Annotated in this window: 16 protein-coding genes; 3 read left to right on the top strand and 13 right to left on the bottom strand. The window is 72.0% G+C overall.

Annotated elements, in window-relative coordinates:
* Positions 1-80: 80 nt before the first annotated feature.
* Both ABZ192_RS37065 and ABZ192_RS37070 read right to left on the bottom strand, forming a co-directional pair.
* Positions 81-3101, bottom strand: a complete 3021-nt coding sequence (locus ABZ192_RS37065; protein ID WP_356928855.1) for an EAL domain-containing protein — start codon at positions 3099-3101, stop codon at positions 81-83.
* Positions 3102-3527: 426 nt separating this feature from the next.
* The gene (locus ABZ192_RS37070) at positions 3528-4478 is read right to left on the bottom strand and encodes a 2-hydroxyacid dehydrogenase (protein ID WP_356928856.1); all 951 of its coding nucleotides are present in this window, start codon (positions 4476-4478) and stop codon (positions 3528-3530) included.
* Positions 4479-4555: 77 nt separating this feature from the next.
* On the opposite strand from ABZ192_RS37070, the gene ABZ192_RS37075 reads away from it, so the two are divergent.
* The gene (locus ABZ192_RS37075) at positions 4556-5554 is read left to right on the top strand and encodes an aldo/keto reductase (RefSeq protein WP_356928857.1); all 999 of its coding nucleotides are present in this window, start codon (positions 4556-4558) and stop codon (positions 5552-5554) included.
* Between the two features lie 127 nt (positions 5555-5681).
* Positions 5682-6854 carry a PQQ-dependent sugar dehydrogenase gene (locus ABZ192_RS37080; protein WP_356928858.1) on the top strand — a complete coding sequence of 391 codons (1173 nt, stop codon included), beginning with the start codon at positions 5682-5684 and terminating at the stop codon, positions 6852-6854.
* 63 nt (positions 6855-6917) lie between these two features.
* Here ABZ192_RS37080 and ABZ192_RS37085 read toward each other — a convergent pair whose 3' ends face one another.
* From ABZ192_RS37085 to ABZ192_RS37115, 7 genes are all read right to left on the bottom strand, one after another.
* Positions 6918-7115 carry a DUF6191 domain-containing protein gene (locus ABZ192_RS37085; protein WP_356928859.1) on the bottom strand — a complete coding sequence of 66 codons (198 nt, stop codon included), beginning with the start codon at positions 7113-7115 and terminating at the stop codon, positions 6918-6920.
* A gap of 49 nt (positions 7116-7164) precedes the next feature.
* Positions 7165-10248: an AAA family ATPase gene (locus ABZ192_RS37090; protein ID WP_356928870.1), complete on the bottom strand. Its 3084-nt coding sequence runs from the start codon at positions 10246-10248 to the stop codon at positions 7165-7167.
* A gap of 518 nt (positions 10249-10766) precedes the next feature.
* A complete protein-coding gene (locus ABZ192_RS37095; protein WP_356928860.1) occupies positions 10767-10952 on the bottom strand; it encodes a hypothetical protein in 186 nt (61 codons plus the stop codon).
* Between the two features lie 213 nt (positions 10953-11165).
* Positions 11166-11696 carry a hypothetical protein gene (locus ABZ192_RS37100; RefSeq protein ID WP_356928861.1) on the bottom strand — a complete coding sequence of 177 codons (531 nt, stop codon included), beginning with the start codon at positions 11694-11696 and terminating at the stop codon, positions 11166-11168.
* A 35-nt stretch (positions 11697-11731) separates the two neighbouring features.
* Complete coding sequence (locus ABZ192_RS37105; protein ID WP_356928862.1) at positions 11732-12304, bottom strand: GNAT family protein; 573 nt, start codon at positions 12302-12304, stop codon at positions 11732-11734.
* Positions 12282-14528 carry an MMPL family transporter gene (locus ABZ192_RS37110; RefSeq protein WP_356928863.1) on the bottom strand — a complete coding sequence of 749 codons (2247 nt, stop codon included), beginning with the start codon at positions 14526-14528 and terminating at the stop codon, positions 12282-12284. The genes ABZ192_RS37105 and ABZ192_RS37110 overlap by 23 nt, the downstream gene beginning before the upstream one ends.
* 160 nt (positions 14529-14688) lie before the next feature.
* Entirely contained in the window at positions 14689-15081 is a 393-nt protein-coding gene (locus ABZ192_RS37115) for a hypothetical protein (RefSeq protein WP_356928864.1), read from the bottom strand.
* Between the two features lie 191 nt (positions 15082-15272).
* Here ABZ192_RS37115 and ABZ192_RS37120 point away from each other — a divergent pair, with 191 nt between their 5' ends.
* Positions 15273-16076 (top strand): methyltransferase domain-containing protein, encoded by an 804-nt coding sequence (locus ABZ192_RS37120; RefSeq protein WP_356928865.1) that lies wholly within the window; start codon positions 15273-15275, stop codon positions 16074-16076.
* A 60-nt stretch (positions 16077-16136) separates the two neighbouring features.
* On the opposite strand, the gene gatB is transcribed toward ABZ192_RS37120, so the two are convergent.
* The 4 genes from gatB to gatC are packed head-to-tail and all read right to left on the bottom strand — an operon-like array spanning position 16137 to position 19705.
* Complete coding sequence (gatB, locus tag ABZ192_RS37125) at positions 16137-17651, bottom strand: Asp-tRNA(Asn)/Glu-tRNA(Gln) amidotransferase subunit GatB (RefSeq protein ID WP_356928866.1); 1515 nt, start codon at positions 17649-17651, stop codon at positions 16137-16139.
* Between the two features lie 15 nt (positions 17652-17666).
* Positions 17667-17906 (bottom strand): hypothetical protein, encoded by a 240-nt coding sequence (locus ABZ192_RS37130; protein ID WP_010041822.1) that lies wholly within the window; start codon positions 17904-17906, stop codon positions 17667-17669.
* Complete coding sequence (gene gatA / locus ABZ192_RS37135; RefSeq protein WP_356928867.1) at positions 17903-19402, bottom strand: Asp-tRNA(Asn)/Glu-tRNA(Gln) amidotransferase subunit GatA; 1500 nt, start codon at positions 19400-19402, stop codon at positions 17903-17905. The genes ABZ192_RS37130 and gatA overlap by 4 nt, the downstream gene beginning before the upstream one ends.
* 6 nt (positions 19403-19408) lie before the next feature.
* Positions 19409-19705 (bottom strand): Asp-tRNA(Asn)/Glu-tRNA(Gln) amidotransferase subunit GatC, encoded by a 297-nt coding sequence (gene gatC, locus ABZ192_RS37140; protein ID WP_004925108.1) that lies wholly within the window; start codon positions 19703-19705, stop codon positions 19409-19411.
* Positions 19706-20440 lie beyond the last annotated feature (735 nt).

Below are 20440 nucleotides of genomic sequence, written 5' to 3' on the forward strand. Positions count from 1 at the left end.
CAGCGTCAGCCGACGCGCTGTCCAAGTACGAGAATTCGGGTGCGCATGGCACAGACCCTCCCCCCAGCACGCACTCACTGTCAAGTGGGTGGGACGGGAGTCTCATTATGTGAGCGGAGGGCCGTACCGCCTCCGATGACGGCGGACACACCCGAGCTGTACACCCGCGGGGCACCGCCCGCGAGCGCCGGTTCGGCCGGTCCGTGCGGCACCGGATAGTGGCCGGAAGCGAGCGCCCGGCGCAGCCGGTACTCGTCGAGCGGCCCGGAGAACGCCATGCCCTGCCCGTGCGTACAGCCCATCGCGCGCAGCGCGACGACCTGCTCGGGCAGGTCCACCCCGTCGGCCACGGACTTCAGCCCGAGGTCACCGGCGATGCGCAGCAGCCCACTGGTGATCTTGTGCAGGCGGGCGGACTCGACGACGCCCTCGACCAGACTGCGGTCGAGCTTGAGGATGTCGACGGGCAGCCGCCTGAGGGCCGTGATCGCCCCGTAGCCACTGCCGAACCCGTCGAGCGCGATCCGGACCCCGACGCGCCTGAGGGCACCCAGCCGCCGCTCCAGCTCGTCCAGGCCGGTCCTGGGGTCGGCGTCGGACAGCTCGATGACCAACGCCCCGGACGGCAGCCCGTGCCGCGTGAGCAGCGCCTCGATCGTGCCGAGCGGCATCGACTTGTCCAGCAGCCGGCGGGCGCTCATCCGGACGACGACCGGCGCGGACAGCCCGGTCGCGTACCGCTCGGCGGCCTGCTCGACGGCCTCCTCGATCATCCACCGGCCCAGCTCGGCGGTCTTGTCGCTGTCCTCGGCCACGCGCAGGAACTCCGCCGGTGTGAACAGCACCCCCTGGGAGGAGCGCCAGCGCGCCTGCGCGGACACCGACGCGATCCGGCCGTCCTCCAGGCACACCACCGGCTGGTGCAGCAGGGTGAACTCGCCGTCGTGCAGCGCGGCGCGCAGGCGCGTGGCCAGCTCCGCCTTGCGTACGACGTCCTGCTGCATCTGCGGCTTGTACAGCTCGACGCGGCCCTTGCCGCCGGCCTTGGCGCGGTACATGGCCAGGTCGGCGTTGCGCAGCAGCTCGCCCGCGCCGAGTCCCTGCTCGGCGAAGGCCACGCCGATGGAGGCGTTGACCCGGACATCGTTGCCGTCGATGACGTAGGGCTGGGACAGCGTCGTCCTGAGGCGGTCGGCGAGTTCCAGTATGTGCCGCTGCCGGGCCTCGCGGTCGCGGGTGTTGTCCCCGACGATCAGGGCCGCGAACTCGTCACCGCCCAGCCGGGAGGCGGTGTCGCCCTGCCGGACGGACTCCTGCAGCCGGCGGGCGGCCTGGACGAGCAGTTCGTCCCCGGCCTGGTGCCCGATGGTGTCGTTGACGGCCTTGAAGCCGTCGAGGTCGATGAACAGCACGGCCGTGTTCCGCAGGGCCACGCCCCGGTCGGAGGCCCGGCGGCCCGACAGGGCGTGCTGGACGCGCTTGGTGAACAGCGCGCGGTTGGGCAGGTCCGTGAGGGGGTCGTGCTCGGCGTTGTGCTGCAACTGGGCCTGCAGCCGTACCCGTTCGGTCACGTCCCTGCTGTTGAAGATGAGGCCGCCGTGATGGCGGTTGACGGTCGACTCGACGTTCAGCCAGCCTCCGTCACCCGAGCGGAAACGGCACTCGATGCGCGTAGTGGGTTCCTCGACCGGGTTGGCGGCGAGGAAACGCCGCACCTCGTACACGACGCAGCCCAGGTCCTCCGGGTGGATGAGGTTGGCCAGTTCCGTCCCTACGAGCTCCTCCGCGGGGCGGCCGTAGACACCGGCGGCGGCCGGGGAGACGTACCGGAGGATGCCGCTGGGCGCGGCGATCATGATGACGTCGCTGGAGCCCTGCACCAGGGAGCGGAAGTGGTTCTCCTTCTGCGCCAGTTCCTGGGTGAGGGTGATGTTGTCGAGCAGCATGATGCCCTGCCGCACGACGAGCGCGAGCACCACCGTGCCGCCGGTGATCAGCACCACGCGGTCGACACTGCGGCCGTTGAGGACGTTGTAGAGGATCCCCAGGGTGCACACGGCCGCCGCGAGATACGGCGTGAGGGCGGCGAGGGAACCGGCGATGGGCCGGGCGGCCGGATACCGGCCGAGCTCGCCTCCCGGCAAGGGCGGGTGGTGATGCGGTCCGCTGGGCTGCCCGGGCACGTGCTCGTGGACCACGCGCGTACGCCCCGCCGCGCTCTGCCGGTCCGGGCCGTGCCGGTCGATGTCAGGCGTGCGCGGCGCGGCCCACGGGGCGTACGCCAGGAGCAGCGAGCCGGCGAACCAGCCGGCGTCCAGGAGATGGCCGGAGCGGTAGCTGTCGTGCATCAGAGGCGAGGTGAACAGGGCGTCACACATCAGGGTCAGCGCCAGTCCGCTGATCGCGGTGTTGATCGCTGTGCGGTTCACCGCCGAGCGCCGGAAGTGCAGTGCGAACACCATGCTGATCAGCGCGATGTCGAGCAGCGGATACGCCAGCGACAGCGCGGCATGCGCCACGCCCGGCCCTTCCGTCTTGGCGGTCTGGGCGAGCGCGAGGCTCCACGCAAGGGTGAGCAGCGAGCCTCCGATCAGCCAGGCGTCGAGCGCGAGGCAGACCCAGCCTGCCTTTCTCACGGGCCGCTTGGCGAGGACCAGCAGTCCCACGATGGCGGGTGGTGCGAAGCACAGGAAGAAGAGGTCGGCGTACGAGGGGCTGGGCACGGGCTGTCCGAGGACGACCTCGTACCACCCCCAGACCAGGTTGCCCAGGGCGGCCATCGCCGACGAGAAGCCGAACAGCAGCCAGGCGGGGCGAAAGCAGGTGGAGCGGTTGCGGGCGTAGAGGACGCAGGACACAGCGGCGGCGCCGGCGGCGGCGCTCAGCCCGAAGTCGCCCATGATCAGGGCCATTTCGTCCGAACCCCAGCCGACCGCGGAACCAACGGTGTACGCCGCGCAGACCAGGGCCAGGACGAGTCGGAGGGCCAGGCCCGGCCGAGGGCCGGGGGTTGGCGTGTGGGGCAGCAGCGCCCTGGGGGACGGAGGCTGTGCCCGCAGCGCTCCGTCGAGCGTGGGTGTGGGGGTCGGCGGCGCGCTCACCGGACCCTCCCGGTCCGTGCCGCTCCCGGGTCCCGCGGGCTCCGGTGCGCCGGCTGGGCATGCCTTCTGCGGCTGCCGGGCCTGCGGTGGTGATGGCTGTGGTCGGTGTGGTGGTCGCTGTGGTGGGTGTGCCGCCCGACGTGATCAGCGTGGTGACCGCGTCTGCTCGCGGCCGTCCGCCAGGGTCGCCGCCGGCAGCCCCGCCCCGTCGGATCGCTCGTCCAAAGGCCGTGCATCGCCTGTCGCCCCCCTCACACTCCTGATGTGTCCGTCCCCGGCGCCGAACTGTCCCTGGCGCAGCCCCTGTCGGGACGATACACCAGTCTCGTCACTCAGGGACATAGGTTCTCTACGCTCCGTAACGATCACCAGATATGTGAGTACCCACCGCGCTCGAAGGATTGCGGACAGTACCCGAAGTTCGGATCAGCCGGTTGGTGCACCCGTCGTAAGGATCACGTTGCGCAGCGGCTCCCGGTTCACATAACGGTTCAACTGGTCCGCCAGGAGCCGCTTGGCGCGCGGCAGGAACGCGGAGGTGGGTCCGCCGACATGCGGGCTGATGAGTACCCCCGGCGCACGCCACAGGGGGTGTTCGCGCGGCAGGGGCTCGGGGTCGGTGACGTCGAGGGCGGCGGTGATGCGGCCGGTCTCCAGTTCGGCGAGCAGCGCCTTGGTGTCGACGACGGGGCCGCGGGCGACGTTGACGAGGAGCGCCCCGTCCTTCATCCGGGACAGGAAGTCGGCTCCGGCCAGGCCGCGAGTGGTTTCGGTGAGCGGCGTGGACAGGATGACGACGTCCGCTTCCGGCAGCAGCGCGGGGAGTTCGGTGAGCGGGTGCACCGGCCCGCGCGCCGTGGTGCGCTGGGAGCGCGCGACGCGCGCCACCCGCGCCACCTCGAACGGAACGAGCCGGTCCTCGATGGCCTCGCCGATCGAGCCGTACCCGACGATGAGGACGTTCTTGTCGGCGAGCGCGGGCCGGAACCCGGCGAGCCACTCCCCCCGGTCCTGCGCGCGGACGAAGTCGGGGACACCGCGCAGCGAGGCCAGGATCAGGGCGAGCGTGAGCTCTCCGGTGCTGGCCTCGTGCACCCCGCGCGCATTGCACAGCCGCACGCCCGGCCCCAGGTGCCGCAGCCCCGGCTCCACGTGGTCGATCCCGGCGGAGAGGGTCTGCACGACCTGTACACGGCTCATCTCCGGCATGGGACGCACGCACAGCGGACTGGGCTTCATGTAGGGCACGACGTAGAAGACACAGTCCGCCGGGTCCGCGGGGAAGTCCTCCTCGCCGTTCCAGAAGCGGTAGGCGGGGCCCTGCGGGAGTCCCTCGATCTCGTCCGGCGGGATGGGCAGCCACACGTCAGCAGTCATGCACAGGAGGCTATGTCAGGAGGGTGTGACGGCAGAGGTTAGGTTGGGGTGGCCGGAACAGGGAGGGTCACGACCAGGTGGAGCGCAGGACGATCGGCGCGGCGGCGCTCGCGGTGGGGGCCGTCGGACTCGGGTGCATGCCGATGAGCTGGGCGTACAGCGCGTCGCGGCAGCGCGGCGACGAGTCGCTCAGGGCGGTGCACCGGGCGCTCGACCTGGGGGCGTCCCTGCTGGACACGGCCGACATGTACGGCCCCTTCACCAACGAACTGCTGGTGGGGCGGGCGTTGAAGGAGCGGCGGCCGGACGCGTTCGTGTCGACGAAGGTCGGTCTGCTCGTGGGCGACCAGCACATCGTCGCCAACGGCCGCCCGGGGTATGTGAAGCGGGCCTGTGACGCGTCGCTGCGGCGTCTCCAGACGGACGTCATAGACCTCTACCAGCTGCACCGGGCCGACCCGGAAGTGCCCGTCGAGGAGACGTGGGGCGCGATGGCCGAGCTCGTCCAGGCCGGGAAGGTGCGGGCGTTGGGCCTGTGCGCGGTGGGCGCGCGGGCCGGCCGCCGCTCCGGGGCCCGGCTGCACGACGCGACGATCCGGCAGCTGGAGCGGGTGCAGCAGGTGTTCCCCGTGAGCGCGGTGGAGGCGGAGTTGTCGGTCTGGTCGCCGGAGGCGCTGGAGACGCTGCTGCCGTGGTGCGAGACGCGGGGCATCGGGTTCCTGGCGGCGATGCCGCTCGGCAACGGCTTCCTGACCGGCCGGCTGCGGCCCGGCGCGGGCTTCGAGGCGGACGACCTCCGGGCCCGGCACCCCCGCTTCACGGCCGAGATGATGGCCGCGAACCAGCCGATCGTCGCGGGCCTGCGCCGGGTGGCCCGCCGCCACGGCGAGCACGTCACCCCCGCCCAGGTCGCCCTCGCCTGGGTCCTCGCCCAGGGCCCGCACGTGGTCCCGGTCCCCGGTACGAAGCAGGAGCGCTGGGTCACGGAGAACGCCGCCGCGGCGGCCCTGCGCCTGACGGCGGAGGACCTGCGCGAGGTGGCGGGGCTGCCGCCGGCACAGGGGTCCTGGGACTGAGCCCCGTCCCGCATAGGGGGTGCGTTTCGGGCAAACCCCGTGTTCGCGGTGGCGCGTTCCGTGATCGGGAACTTGTGAGGCGCGGGCGGTGTATGACAGGGAGAGGACCTGCCCCGTCGAAGGGACCATGATCGTGCAACGTCGAGCCGTGCCGACCGTGTTGGCCGCCGCCGCGCTCCTGCTGACGGCCGGCTGTTCGTCCGACGGCGGAGGATCGTCCGGAACGGACGGGAGCGCCTCCCCGAGCCGTAGCGCACCGGGTTCGTCCGCACCGCCGGGACGGTCCGCGCAGGAGGCCCCGCCCGCCAAGGGCTCGGTGAAGGTGGTGCGGACCGTCGCCGAGGGCCTGGACTCCCCCTGGGGCCTCGCCCCGCTCCCGGGCGGCGGCCTGCTCGTCTCCTCCCGCGACGACGGGACGATCGTCCGGGTCGACGAGAAGACGGGCAAGAAGACCGAGCTCGGCGAGGTGCCCGGGGTCTCGGCGGCGGGCGAGGGCGGCTTGCTCGGCATCGCCCTCTCCCCCGATTTCGCCTCGGACCACATGGTCTACGCGTACTTCACCTCGGCCTCCGACAACCGCATCGTCCGCATGCTGTACGACGACAAGAAGCCCTCCGGCGAGCAGCTCGGCGCGCCCGACACGGTCTTCAAGGGCATCCCCAAGGGCTTCGTCCACAACGGTGGCCGGATCGCGTTCGGCCCGGACAAGATGCTGTACGTGGGTACGGGCGAGAGCGGTGACACGGGCCTGTCCCAGGACAAGGACTCCGTGGGCGGCAAGATCCTGCGGCTGACCCCGGAGGGCGAGCCGGCGCCGGGCAACCCGTTCGGGAACTCGCCGGTGTACTCGTACGGCCACCGCAATGTGCAGGGCCTGGCCTGGGACGAGAAGCAGCGTCTGTTCGCCTCGGAGTTCGGCCAGGACACCTGGGACGAGCTCAACGCGATCAAGCCGGGCGACAACTACGGCTGGCCGGAGGCCGAGGGCAGGTCCGACGACTCCGGGTTCCACAACCCGGTCGACCAGTGGACCACGGCCGAGGCCTCGCCCAGCGGCATCGCCTACGCCGAGGGGTCGGTCTGGATGGCGGGCCTGCGCGGCAAGCGGCTGTGGCGCATCCCGCTGAACGGCACCGAGGCCTCGGCCGAACCGCAGGCGTTCCTCGAGGAGGAGTACGGCCGGCTGCGCACGGTGGTCCCGGCGGGTGGCGACCGGCTGTGGCTGGTGACCAGCAACACGGACGGCCGGGGCAGTCCCAAGGACGGGGACGACCGGATCCTGGAACTGCGGGTGACCTAGCCAGGGTCGGGCTTCGGGGTCGGCCTCGGGGTCGGGCCTCGGGCCTCGGGGTCGGGCCTCGCGTCAGTCCTCGGAGACTTCGGAGTTCTCGTCCTCCGGCTCCTGCGGCGGGCGTACGACGACCTTCCCGGACGACAGGTCTATCGGCCCGCGTCCGGGATCGGCGTCCCCGGTGTCCTGCCGGGTCAGCTCCAGGCGGTTCTGTTCGTCTCGGGTGTGTTTGCGACCGGGTGCGAACAGTTCCTCGAACATGTTGAACACGGAGCCTCCCAGGGCCGCGACACCCCCGATGTCCTTTACAGCGTATACCTCAGCCTGCGGCACCGGGCATGACGGATTCGGCCGGGAACAGCCCCAGCCGGTGCGCCACCGCCGCCGCCTCGCCGCGCCCCGAGACGCCGAGCTTCGCCAGGATGTTGGAGACGTGGACGCTCGCGGTCTTCGGGGAGATGAACAGTTCCCCGGCTATCCGGCGGTTGGTGTGACCGGCGGCGACCAGGCGCAGCACGTCCCGTTCCCTGCTGGTCAGGCCGAGGGCCTCGGCGGGGTCCGCGGGAGCGGGGGCCGGTTCCGCGGCGGGCGTCAGCGGCAGCCGGGCGCGCTGGGCGAGCGCGGTCGCGGCGTCGGCGAGCGGCCGGGCCCCGAGGTGGCGGGCGACGGCGTGGGCGAGGCGGAGCAGTTCCGTGGTCCGGTCGCGCTCATCTGCCTCGCCGCCGCCGGTCAGCAGCGACTCGGCCAAGCGGTACCGCACGCGGGCCAGGTCGTAGGGCCGCGCCAGAGGTTCGAAGGCGGTGACCACATCCGACCAGATCTCCGGGGCGCTCCGGCTTCCGGTGCCCTGGAATGCGGCGCGGTGGAGTCCGGCGCGGTGGAGTTCGGCGCGGACCCACTTCTCGTGGGCGAGCCAGACGGGGGCGTTCGTGGTGAGGCGTCTGACGGCCTCGAAGATGCTCTCCAGCGTCTCCTCGCGGTCGTCCCGCGCGGTCTGCAGTGCCCGGGCGTCGGCCTCGGCCGTGGCGGCTTCGAGCAGCAGCGGCCAGGCGTAGCGCTGGGTGCCCGGCGGGAAACCGGACTTCAGGGTGCGGGCCAGTTCGGCGCGGGCGTCGGCCAGGCGGCCCTCGGCCACGGCGACCTGGAGGGTGAGGCAGGCGATCGGGAGGTCGTGCTGCGGCATGGGGTCGTGCGGGCCGTAGGAGGAGCGGCTCTCGGCGAGGTGGCGAGCCGCCTCGGGCACCCGGCCGCGGGCGAGCGCGAGGAACGCCAGGCTGTTGGCGCCCGAGCCGTACGGCGCGGCCGTCTGCCCGCGCCGCTGGGCGTTGACGGCCGCCTCGGCCGCCTCGTCCCAGCGGCCGAGGGAGATGAGCGACTCGGCGAGGTTGCCCCAGACCCAGCCCTCGGCCTCCCGCAGGCCCATCCTGCCGGTGAGGCGCAGGCCCTCGTGCAGGACGTCCACGGACTCCTCGGAGCGCCCGATGCCCTCCAGGGCGGAGGGCAGGTTCACATGGCTGCGGCCCACGACCGCGGCGAGTCCCCGGGCCACGACCTCGTCCCTGACCTCGTACATGTGGGCCAGCCCGGCCTCGATCTGCCCGGCGTCGATCATGAGGCCGCCGAGGGTGAGCCGGGCGTTGGACTCGATGTCGTCGGCGCCGACCATGCGCGCGTACTCCACCGCACGCTCGGCGGCCGTCAGGGCCTGAGGGCCCGGCTGGCGGAGCATCGACCAGTGGGCGACCGTGGCGAGCACCTCGGCGTGCACCTCGGACGGCGGCAGGCCGCGGACCAGATCCTGCGCGGTGGCGATCTCCTTCCAGCCGTCACCGCGGGCGAGCCGCTGGACCAGCCGGGAGCGCTGGATCCAGAACCAGGCGGCGCGCAGGGGGTCGTCCTCCTCGTCCAGCTGGCGCAGCGCGCGCTTGGTGATCTTCAGGGCGCTCTCACGCTCCCCGCAGAGCCGTCCCGCGACGGCCGCCTCGGCCAGCAGGTCGAGGTGGCTCAGCGCGGTGGCCTCCGGACCGCCGCAGGCCGGGTAGACCTCGGCGTAGTCGACGGGGCGCAGGGTCCGGCGTACGGCTTCTGGAGCGGAGTCCCACAGTTCCATCGCCCGTTCCAGCAGCCGCAGTTGCTCGGCGTAGGCATGGCGGTGGCGGGCCTCGACGGCGGCGTCGAGGACGGCGGGCAGGGCCTTGGCCGCGTCGTGGGCGTGGTACCAGTAGCTGGCCAGACGCGTCGCGTGCTGGTCGGCCGGGACGAGGGTCGGGTCGGCCTCCAGGGCTTCGGCGTAGCGGCGGTTGAGGCGGGAGCGCTCGCCGGGGAGCAGGTCGTCGCTGACGGCCTCGCGGACCAGCGAGTGGCGGAAGCGGTAGCCGTCGCCGCCGGGCGCGGGGGTGAGGATGCTGGCGTTCACGGCGGCCCGCAGCGCCTCGATGAGATCGTCCTCGGCGAGCCGGGCGACGGCGGCCAGCAGCCGGTACTCGACGGTGGAGCCGCCCTCGGCGACGATCCGGGCGACCTGCTGGGCGGTCTCGGGCAGCCCTTCCACCCGGACGAGCAGCAGGTCGCGCAGGGAGTCGGTCAGGCCCGTGCGGCAGCCCTCGTGGGCGGAGACGGCGAGTTCCTCGACGAAGAAGGCGTTGCCGTCGGAGCGTTCGAAGATCGCGTCGATCTGGTCCGGGTCGGGTTCCTGGGCGAGGATGCCGGCGACCTGGCGGCACACCTCCTCGCGGTTGAAGCGGGCGAGGTCGATGCGGCGGATGGTGCGGAGGCGGTCGAGTTCGGCGAGCAGGGGCCTGAGCGGGTGGCGGCGGTGGATGTCGTCGGAGCGGTAGGTGGCGAGGACGACGAGGCGGCCGGTGCGCAGCGTGCGGAAGAGGTAGGAGAGCAGGTGCCGGGTGGAGGCGTCGGCCCAGTGCAGGTCCTCCAGGGCGAGGACGACGGTGTGTTCGTCGGTGACGCGTTCCAGCAGGCGTGCGGTGAGTTCGAAGAGGCGGGCCATGCCGTCCTCGTCGTGCCGGGCCGCCTCACGGGCCGCGGCCGTGCCGATCTCGGGGAGCAGCCGGGCCAGCTCCTCCTCCTGCCCGGCGGCCGCGGCGGCGAACGGCCCGGGCAGCTCGCGGCGCAGGGCGCGCAGGGCGGTGGAGAACGGCGCGAACGGCAGCCCGTCGGCGCCGATCTCGACGCAGCCGCCGAGCGCGACGACCGCGCCCCGTCCACGGGCCGCGGCGGCGAACTCCTCGACGAGCCGGGTCTTGCCGACTCCGGCCTCGCCGCCGATGAGCAACGCCTGGGGGTCGCCCGCGACGGCACCGCCGAGCACCTCGTCGAGCAAGCCCAACTCGGCGTCCCGGCCGACGAACACGGGGCTGACGGACCTGGTCTCCACGGACCCGAGCATCGCATGCGGGCCCACGGACACGGCACCGGTTTTGCCACGCCGCAGTCCGGGACCGGCCGTCGCCCCTACCCGGACTACCCCGGGACCGGCCGTCGCCCCCGTCCGTGCGGCCCCGGCGCCGGCAGTTGCTTCCCCGCGGACCGCCGCCGCATCAGCAGCGCCGCCGGTCCTGATGGCCACCGCGTCAGCGACCGCCCCTGCCCGGACGCCCCCAGAACCAGCTGTCGCCTCCGCTCGGACGCCCCCAGAACCGGCAACTGCGTCCCCGCCGACCGCCACCGCATCACCAGCCCCGTCCGTCCGGGCGGCTACCGCCGCAAGCGCGCCCATGCGGGCGATCGTGGAGGCGTCCGCCCCCGCCCGGACATCCCCGGGACCGACAGCCGCCCGCACCCGGACGCCCCCAGCACCGGCAGCCGCATCCCCTCGGACACCCGCCACATCCGTACGGGCGGCCACCGGAGCGGTGGCCGCCTCTGTGTGGCGGATCGTGGAGGCGGCCGGTCCCGCCTCCCTGTTCACGCGGCGCGGGCCGACCGTGGCCGGCGGAAGCGGCGGGTATGGCTCTCGTGCTCGGGGGAGCTTTCCGCCGCTTCGCGGCGGGCGGCGCGGCGGGCCCGGGCGGCCTCGCGGACCTGGCGCTCGTGGTCGGCGCGGCGGATGAGGTCGGCGGCGCGCAGCTGCTGGAGCTCGTACTCGTACATGGCGTGTCCTTGGTGAGAGGTCGGGTGAAGGGGCTTCGCTTTGCGCGGTGCCTCTTCTGCGATGCCTCCACCTTCGTCTCCCAGGCCCGGCTGCCACATCGGGAGAGTTCCGCATCTTCGGGGGCGTGCGGGGCCTTAGACACGGCTGAGGGGCCTCAGGGAATCCGTAAGGTGCTCACGGATTCCCTAAGACCCCTCAGGACGTGCGGTGACTCAGCCCGCCGACGGCAGTCCGAGCAGGATGCCGGTGTACTTGAGGACGGCCAGGAACAGGCCGATCACGCCCAGCGCGACACCCGCCCAGGCGACCGACTTGATCCAGGGGGCCTGGATCCTGCCGGGCGTGCCGAACGCCGGCCGGGCGAGCGTCACGACGCCGACGACCAGCGCGAGCAGCGCGAAGAAGCCGCCCCACAGGGCGGTGGTCTGCCAGGCGTCGCCGTAGACCGCCTGGATCTGCTTGGCCACGCCCGCGTTCTGTGCCGTCTCCAGCTGACCGATGAGGTTCTGCCGGGCGGCGGCCACCGTGCCGAGCCAGCTGCCGGTGAGCGAGACGACGCCCAGCGCGGCGGAGACCACGGCGGCGGCGCCCTGGCCGACGCCGGTGGGGCCCTCCTCCTTGGTCTCGGCGGTCTCGGCCGGGACCTCGGTCCGGGTCACCTCGTCGGACTTGGTGGTGTCCACCGCCTTCTCGTCGGTCGTGGCCTCGGTGGCCTCGGTCTCGTCCACTGCGTTCGTTGCCATGTGTCGCACCGTAGGGTCGCTGTCTGAGAAGTCTCTTAATGATCGTCGTGAGCGGCACGCGCGCGTGCGGCGCGCCACTCGGGCGCCAGCACCGACCAGACTTCGAGATCGTGCCGTACGCCACCATAGGGGTGGGCCTCGCGCCGCACACCGTCGCGGGTCATGCCGAGGCGCCGGGCGACGTTGAGGCTCGGCTGGTTACCCGAGGCGGCGACCCACTCGATCCGGTGAATGCCGCGCTCCTCGACCGCCCAGTCGATCAGGATGCGCATCGCCCGCGTGACCAGACCACGCCCGGTCCCGGCGGGCTCCAGCCAGCAGCCGACCTCGCAGTTGCCGCTCGCGGCGTCGAAGTTCAGGAACAGCACGCCGCCCACGAGCTTGCCGTTCAGCCACAGCCCGTGCAGCGAGCGGGTGTCGGCGGCGCGCATCTCGGCGTACCGCTGGAGCAGGGCGCGCGCGGACTCCACGTCCGTCTCCTGCGACCCGAAGTTGATGAACCGCCCGATGAAGTCCCTGCCCCGCTCCAGGTGCGCGAAGAACTCCTCCGCGTGCCAGGGCTCCAGGGGCCGCAGCTCCGCGCCGTCACCCAGGGATATCGCGTACATCCCGCTGCCGCTCCTCCTCGGCCAGGACGTCCGCCGCCTCGGCGTCCGTCGCGGCGGCCAGCCTCTCATGGGCGGCCCGGGCCTCGGGCGGTTCGATGCTGATCCTCGGCAGGCGCTTGTCGAGCCAGCGGGGCAGCCACCAGTTGGCGCCGCCGAGCAGATGCATCAGGGCGGGGACGAGGAGCGTCCGAAGGACGAATGCGTCCAGGGCGACGGCGGCGGCCAGGGCGATGCCGAACATGGCGATCACGCGGTCGCCGCTGAGCACGAAGGCGAGGAAGACGGAGATCATGATGACCGCCGCCGAGTTGATCACCCGGCTGGTCTCGGCGAGGCCGACCCGGACGGCCCGCCGGTTGTCGCCGGTCTCCAGCCACTCCTCGTACATCCGGCTCACCAGGAACACCTGGTAGTCCATGGACAGGCCGAAGAGCACCGACACCATGATCACGGGCAGGAAGGGTTCGATGGGCCCCGCGCTGCCGAGGCCGAGCAGTTCGCTGCCCCAGCCCCACTGGAACATCGCGACGACCACCCCGAAGGCGGAGGCCACGGCGGCGACGTTCATCGCGGCGGCCTTCAGCGGTATGCCGATCGACCGGAAGGCGAGCAGGAGCAGCAGACAGCCCAGGCCGATCACGACCCCGACGAAGAGGGGCAGCTTGGAGACGATGACGTCGGCGAAGTCGTCGTAGCCGGCCGTCATGCCGCCGACCTGCGTGTCCAGCGAGGTGCCCGCCTCGGCGCGGGGCAGCACCTCCTCGCGCAGCCGGTCGACGAGGTCGCTGGTCTGCTTCGACTGCGGCGAGGACTCCGGTACGACGGTCAGGTACGCGGTGTGGCCGCCGGAGTCGAACGTCACCGGGGTCACCGAGGCGACGCCTTCGGTGGTCCGCAGCGTGGCGTCGAGGTTGTCCAGGGCGAGCTTGTCCTCGGCTCCGTCGACGTTCGTGACGAGGGTGAGCGGGCCGTTGACGCCGGGGCCGAAGCCGTCGGCGAGGAGGTCGTAGGCCTGGCGTGTGGTGGAGGTCTTCGGGTCGTTGCCCTGGTCGGAGGTGCCCAGGTGCAGGGAGAACGTGGGCAGCGCGAGGACGGCCATGACCACCAGGGCGACCGCTCCGAGCACCTTGGGGTGGCGCTCCACGAACGCCGACCAGCGGGCGGCGAAGCCGGTGGGCAGTTCGGGTTCGGGCCCGTGTTCCGCCAGGCGGCGGCGCTCGCGGCGGCTGAGCGCCCGCATCCCGATGAGGGACAGCAGCGCGGGCAGCAGGGTCACGGAGGCCGCGACGGTGAGGATCACGGTCAGACTGGCGGCGATGGCGACGCCGTTGAGGAAGCTCAGCCGCAGGATCAGCATGCCCAGCAGGGCGATGCAAACGGTGGCACCCGCGAAGACGACCGCCCGTCCCGTGGTCGCGACGGCGTTGGTCGCCGCCTCCGTGACGGACAGCCCGCGTTTCAGCCCGCGCCGGTGTCTGGTCACGATGAACAGCGCGTAGTCGATGCCGACGCCGAGCCCGATCAGCATGCCGAGCATGGGGGCGAAGTCGGCGACGGTCATCATGTGCCCGAGCAGCACGATCCCGGCGTACGCGGTGCCGACGCCGACCAGGGCGGTGGCGATGGGCAGCAGTGAGGCGGCGAGCGAGCCGAAGGCGAGGAACAGCACGACCGCGGCCACGACCACGCCGACGACCTCGGCGAGGTGCCCGCCGGAGGACTGGGTGAGCGCGACGGCGCTGCCGCCCAGCTCCACCTGGAGCCCGTCGGTCTGAGCGCTCTTGGCGGTGTCGACCACGGCCTGCGCCTCGGACCGGCTGACGTCCTCCGCCTGGCCGTCGAAGGTGACCGTGGCGTACGCCGTACGGCCGTCCGCGCTGACGCGTCCCGCGCCCGGCCCGTCGTAAGGGCTGGTCACGGAGGCCACGCCGGGCAGGTTCTCGACGCGTTCCAGGGCGCGGGTCATCGTCTGCTCGACGTCGGCGGCGCGGACACTGCCGGACGTGGTGTGCCAGACGACGGTGTCACTGTCGCCGCCGAGCTGCGGGAAGCCCTCGTGCAGCAGCTGGGTGGCGCGGCCCGACTCGGTCCCGGGGACCTGGTAGTCGTTCGAGTACGCGGAGCCGGCGACTGCGGCGCCCGTGGCCACTCCCGCGAAGGCGAGGAGCCACAGCAGAACGGTGACCAGACGGCGTTGGACACACCAGCGTGCGAGGGCTGCCACGAAACGTGCTCCCAGAGTGACTTTTTTGGATCTTTGATCGGGAGCAGTCGTCCATGAACTGAACAGCCCGCAAAGAACGCATGAGCAATGCGGAATCACTCTTACAGGCGTACGAGATCATTTGTCGGTTTCGTGGGCTTGTTCACAGCGGGGGGGGGGATCAGTCGGACTGGTCCCCCAGTGCCATCACCATCACGCCGGCGATCAGCAGCCACAGCGCCCGCCGGGTACGTCCCCGGGCGCCCAGCACGGCGGCGCCCGCGCAGACGGCCGCGCCGCCGGCGTACGCCGCCGGGACGAACGCCGGGGCGGAGCGGGTGAGGCGGAGCAGGGCTGCGGCCAGGCCCGCCAGGGTCAGCGCGGCGCCCGTACCCGCCGCCGTCCAGCGGGCCCGCCGCGCGTCCTCCGCCGGATCCTCGGCGTCGTCCGGCTCCTCGTCCAGTTCGGTGCCCAGCTCGTCGTCCGGTTCCGCGTCCGGCTCGGCGTCCTGCGCGGCGGCTGCCTCCGGGCCCGTCATATCAGGATCGGTGTCGGAATCAGCGCGTCCACTCATGGCCGAGACGGTAGCGCGTCGGGCGGGGAAAACCGGATGCGGGGCCGACGGGACGGCTGTTAGCGTCCGCGGGTCCGAGGAACGCCCGCGGCACCCCGCCGCCCGGCCGAAGCAGGTGCATTGTTTGACGGTCCGACCGAGCTCCGACGCATCCCCTTTCTTCCTCAAGGACTCAAGGAGCCCGTTCACTGATGTCGGACCTCACTTCCCGGACCTCGAACGACCCCCTCACTGACCGCGTCAGCCACCCCCGCTACCCGCGCAGCAACCGCTACGACGCCCGCTGGACCATCGACAACCAGATGGGCCCGCACGCGCTGTGGCTGCTGGAGTGGCTGGCCCCGGCCCTGGGGCTCGACACCCTGAGCCCCGGCTCGCGCGTGCTCGACCTGGGCTGCGGCCGCGCCATGACGTCGATCTTCCTCGCCAGGGAGTACGACCTCCAGGTCACCGCCGCCGACCTGTGGATCAGGCCCGACGAGAACGCGGCGCGGATCGCCGAGGCCGGCGTCGCGGACCGCGTCCTGCCCGTGTTCGCCGAGGCGCACGACCTGCCGTTCGGCGAGAACAGCTTCGACGCGATCGTCTCCGTCGACGCCTACCAGTACTTCGGCACGGACGACCTGTACCTGCCCGAGCTGACGCGGCTGCTGAAGCCGGGCGGGCGGATCGGGGTCGTCGTACCGGCGCTGCGCGAGGAGATCGACGGCGTCGAGCCGCCGGAGCACCTGCGGCCGTACTGGGAGCCCGGATTCTGGTGCTTCCACACGGCCGCCTGGTGGCGGCGCCACTGGACCCGCAGCGGGGCCGTGGAGGTCGAGACGGCCGACTGGCTGGACGACGGCTGGCGCGACTGGCTGCGGTGGAGCGAGGTCGTGGCCGAGGAGCGCACCGACGAGTTCCACATCCGGATGGCCGGCCGGAGCGCCGAGATGCTGCGCCTGGACCAGGGCGCCACGCTGGGCTTCGTCCGGGTCGTCGGCCGTCGCCCGTAGGCACAAGCGCGCAGGGGGACGCACCGGAAGCGGTGCGTCCCCCTGTGGGGTTCGCGGAGGTCAGCCTTCGCTGACGCCCAGCTTCTGCAGGATCAGTTCCTTGACGCGGGCCGCGTCGGCCTGGCCCCGGGTGGCCTTCATGACCGCGCCGACCAGCGCGCCGACCGCGGCCACCTTGCCGCCGCGGATCTTGTCCGCGATGGCCGGGTTGCCGGCGATGGCCTCGTCGACGGCGGCGGTGAGCGCGCCCTCGTCGGAGACGACCTTCAGACCGCGCTTGTCGACGACCTCGTCCGGGGTGCCTTCGCCCGCGAGGACGCCTTCGATGACCTGGCGGGCCAGCTTGTCGTTCAGGTCGCCCTTCACGACGAGCTCGGCGACCCGGGCCACCTGCTGCGGCGTGATCGCCAGCTCGTCGAGCGCCTTGCCCGACTCGTTGGCGCTGCGGGCCAGCTCGCCCATCCACCACTTGCGGGCGGAGGCGGCGTCGGCCCCGGCCTCGATGGTGGCGACGATGGGCTCCAGCGCACCGGCGTTCAGGATCGCCTGCATGTCGGTGGCCGAGACGCCCCACTCCTCGCGGAGCCGGTTGCGGCGGACCAGCGGCAGCTCGGGCAGTCCGGCCCGCAGCTCCTCGACCCACTCGCGGGACGGGGCCACCGGGACGAGGTCGGGCTCCGGGAAGTACCGGTAGTCCTCGGCCTCCTCCTTCACGCGGCCCGAGGTCGTCGACCCCGTGTCCTCGTGGAAGTGCCGGGTCTCCTGGATGATCGTCCCGCCGCTGCTCAGCACGGCCGCGTGCCGCTGGATCTCGAAGCGGGCCGCGCGCTCCACGGACCGCAGCGAGTTCACGTTCTTCGTCTCGGAACGCGTGCCGAACTTCTCGGTGCCGTTCGGGCGCAGCGACAGGTTCACGTCGCAGCGCATCTGGCCCATCTCCATACGGGCCTCGGAGACGCCGAGCGCCTTGATGACCTCGCGCAGCTCACGGACGTAGGCCTTCGCCACCTCGGGGGCGCGCTCGCCCGCGCCGACGATCGGCTTGGTGACGATCTCGATGAGCGGGATGCCGGCGCGGTTGTAGTCCAGGAGCGAGTGCGAGGCGCCGTGGATACGGCCCGTCGCACCGCCCACGTGCGTGGACTTGCCGGTGTCCTCCTCCATGTGGGCGCGCTCGATCTCCACGCGGAAGGTCTCGCCGTCCTCCAGCTGGACGTCGAGGTAGCCGTTGAAGGCGATCGGCTCGTCGTACTGGGAGGTCTGGAAGTTCTTCGGCATGTCCGGATAGAAGTAGTTCTTCCGGGCGAAGCGGCACCATTCGGCGATCTCGCAGTTCAGCGCGAGGCCGATCTTGATCGCGGACTCGACGCCGGTCGCGTTGACGACCGGGAGCGCGCCGGGCAGGCCGAGGCACACGGGACAGGTCTGCGTGTTGGCGTCCTGGCCGAGGGCGGTCGAGCAACCGCAGAACATCTTGGTCTTGGTGCCGAGTTCGACATGGACTTCGAGGCCCATGACGGGGTCGTAGGAGGCGAGTGCTTCCTCGTACGACACCAGGTCGGTCGTGGTGGTCACGGTGAAACTTCCCTCTCAGCCCAGCAGGACGTCGTCGTCGCCCAGCCGCTTCAGCTCGCGGTACAGGATCGCGAGGCCGGTGACGATGGCGACGGCGGACACGGTGGCGTCGATCAGGACCAGGGTGTCCTTCTCGGCGCGGGCCTTCTTCAGCCGCTTGGCGACGCCGATCGCGCCGAACGCGGTCCCGGCCATGGACAGGTACGTGCCGGACCTGGACTTCTTGAAGCCCTTGGCCTTGGTCAGTGCACTCACAGCGACGGAGCCTCCTCGATCAGCGGGTGGCCCCACTTTTCCACGAAGGCGGCCTCGACGGCGGCGCCGACCTTGTAAAGACGGTCGTCCTTCATGACCGGGGCGATGATCTGCAGACCGACCGGGAGGTTGTCCTCCGGGGCGAGACCGCACGGCAGCGACATGGCCGCGTTGCCCGCCAGGTTGGTCGGGATGGTGCACAGGTCGGCGAGGTACATCGCCATCGGGTCGTCGGCGCGCTCACCGATCGCGAAGGCGGTGGTCGGGGTCGTCGGGGAGACGATCACGTCGACCTGCTCGAACGCCTTGTCGAAGTCCTGCTTGATGAGCGTGCGAACCTTCTGGGCGCTGCCGTAGTACGCGTCGTAGTAGCCGCTCGACAGGGCGTACGTGCCGAGCATGATGCGGCGCTTGACCTCGGGGCCGAAGCCGGCCTCGCGGGTCAGGGAGGTGACCTCCTCGGCGGAGTGCGTGCCGTCGTCGCCGGTACGCAGGCCGTAGCGCAGGCCGTCGAAGCGGGCGAGGTTGGAGGAGCACTCGGACGGCGCGATCAGGTAGTACGCCGACAGCGCCAGGTCGAAGGACGGGCAGTCCAGCTCGACGATCTCGGCGCCCAGTTCCTTCAGCAGCGCGACGGACTCGTCGAACCGCTGGATGACACCGGCCTGGTAGCCCTCGCCGCGGAACTGCTTGACGACGCCGACGCGCATGCCCTCCACGCTGCCGTTGCGGGCGGCCTCGACGACCGGCGGGACCGGGGCGTCGATCGAGGTGGAGTCCATCGGGTCGTGGCCGGCGATCACCTCGTGCAGCAGGGCCGCGTCCAGGACCGTGCGGGCGCAGGGGCCGCCCTGGTCGAGGGAGGAGGAGAAGGCGACCATGCCGTAGCGCGACACCCCGCCGTACGTCGGCTTCACGCCCACCGTGCCGGTGACGGCGGCGGGCTGGCGGATGGAGCCGCCGGTGTCGGTGCCGATGGCGAGCGGGGCCTGGAAGGAGGCGAGCGCGGCGGAGGAACCGCCGCCGGAGCCGCCCGGGATCTTGGTCAGGTCCCAGGGGTTGCCGGTCGGCCCGTAGGCGCTGTTCTCGGTGGAGGACCCCATGGCGAACTCGTCCATGTTGGTCTTGCCGAGGATCACCACGTCGGCGGCCTTGAGCCGCTTCGTGACGGTCGCGTCGTACGGCGGGATCCAGCCTTCGAGGATCTTGGAGCCGACGGTGGTCGGGATTCCCTCGGTGGTGAAGATGTCCTTGAGCGCGAGGGGAACGCCGGCCAGCGGACCGAGCTTCTCCCCCTTGGCGCGCTTCTCGTCGACGGCACGGGCCTGGGCGAGCGCGCCCTCGCGGTCGACGTGCAGGAAGGCGTGCACCTTCTCGTCGACGGCCTCGATCCGGGCGAGGTGGGCCTCGGTGACCTCGACGGCCGTGAGCTCGCCGGAGGCGATCTTCGCGGCGGTCTCGGCGGCCGTGAGCTTGATGATGGGGCTGTCCGTCATGGCGGGTTACTCCTCCCCCAGGATCTGCGGCACCTTGAAACGCTGCTGCTCCTGGGCCGGGGCTCCGGAGAGCGCCTGCTCGGGGGTGAGCGAGGGACGGACCTCGTCCGGGCGCATGACGTTGGTCAGCGGGAGCGGGTGCGAGGTCGGCGGTACGTCTTGGTCGGCGACCTCGCTGACGCGGGCGACCGCGCCGATGATGTCGTCCAGCTGTCCCGCGAAGTGGTCGAGCTCTTCGGGCTTCAGCTCCAGACGCGCCAGCCGGGCGAGGTGGGCGACCTCCTCGCGCGTGATGCCAGGCATGCAGCGATCCTCTGGGGTGAGTGTGTGGTTCGGGCCTCGGGCCTGGCGTCACCTTCCCGTCGTCCGCCCCGGGGGCGGGCCGTGCGGCCTGAGGCGCGAGCGATCGCAGGGCGCCGGAGCGTCCTCGTGGCGGGGCCACGTGGACGATTCGGCAACGCGGCGAGCGTGCGTGCCAGGCGTCGCACGGCAGGCGGGAATGTGGCGCCAGGCCCTAATCCTATGGGGCGGGCAGGCGTGACCGTGAAACGGTTTGCCCGGCCCCGGCGGCCCGGCCCGTCACAGCGGGGTCAGGCCCGGCTCCGAACCGGTCCGGGCCGGGGCCGAGGGGGTGTCCGCGAAGTCCCGTCGTGTGCCCGGAGGGCGGGCCCTGCGGGCAGAGATCCTGCCGGACGCCGCGGGGCGGGCGGGGCTTTGCGGCACCCCCTCGGGCCCGTCTGACACATTCCCGTCGTCCGCCCGAAGAGCGGGTTCCGCGGCGTCTGCGCGTGCGATCGCAAGGCGCCGGAGCGCCCTCGATGGGGGTCCGCCCGCGCGAGGTTGTTCGAGCGTGCGGGAGGAGCCACGTGAGCGGTTCGGCAGCGCGGCGAGCGTGTGTGCCGGACGCCGCGGAGCAGGCGGGAAGTGTCAGACAGGCCCTAGGTGTATTGATCACGAGCGTTGTTAACGCTGACCGGGCTTGATCATGGCGAAGGCCCCCGTGTGTGGTGGAGGTGTCGAATCTTCACCGCACGGAGG

It is taken from the genome of Streptomyces sp. NPDC006235 (genome assembly GCF_040613735.1).
Lineage (GTDB): Bacteria > Actinomycetota > Actinomycetes > Streptomycetales > Streptomycetaceae > Streptomyces.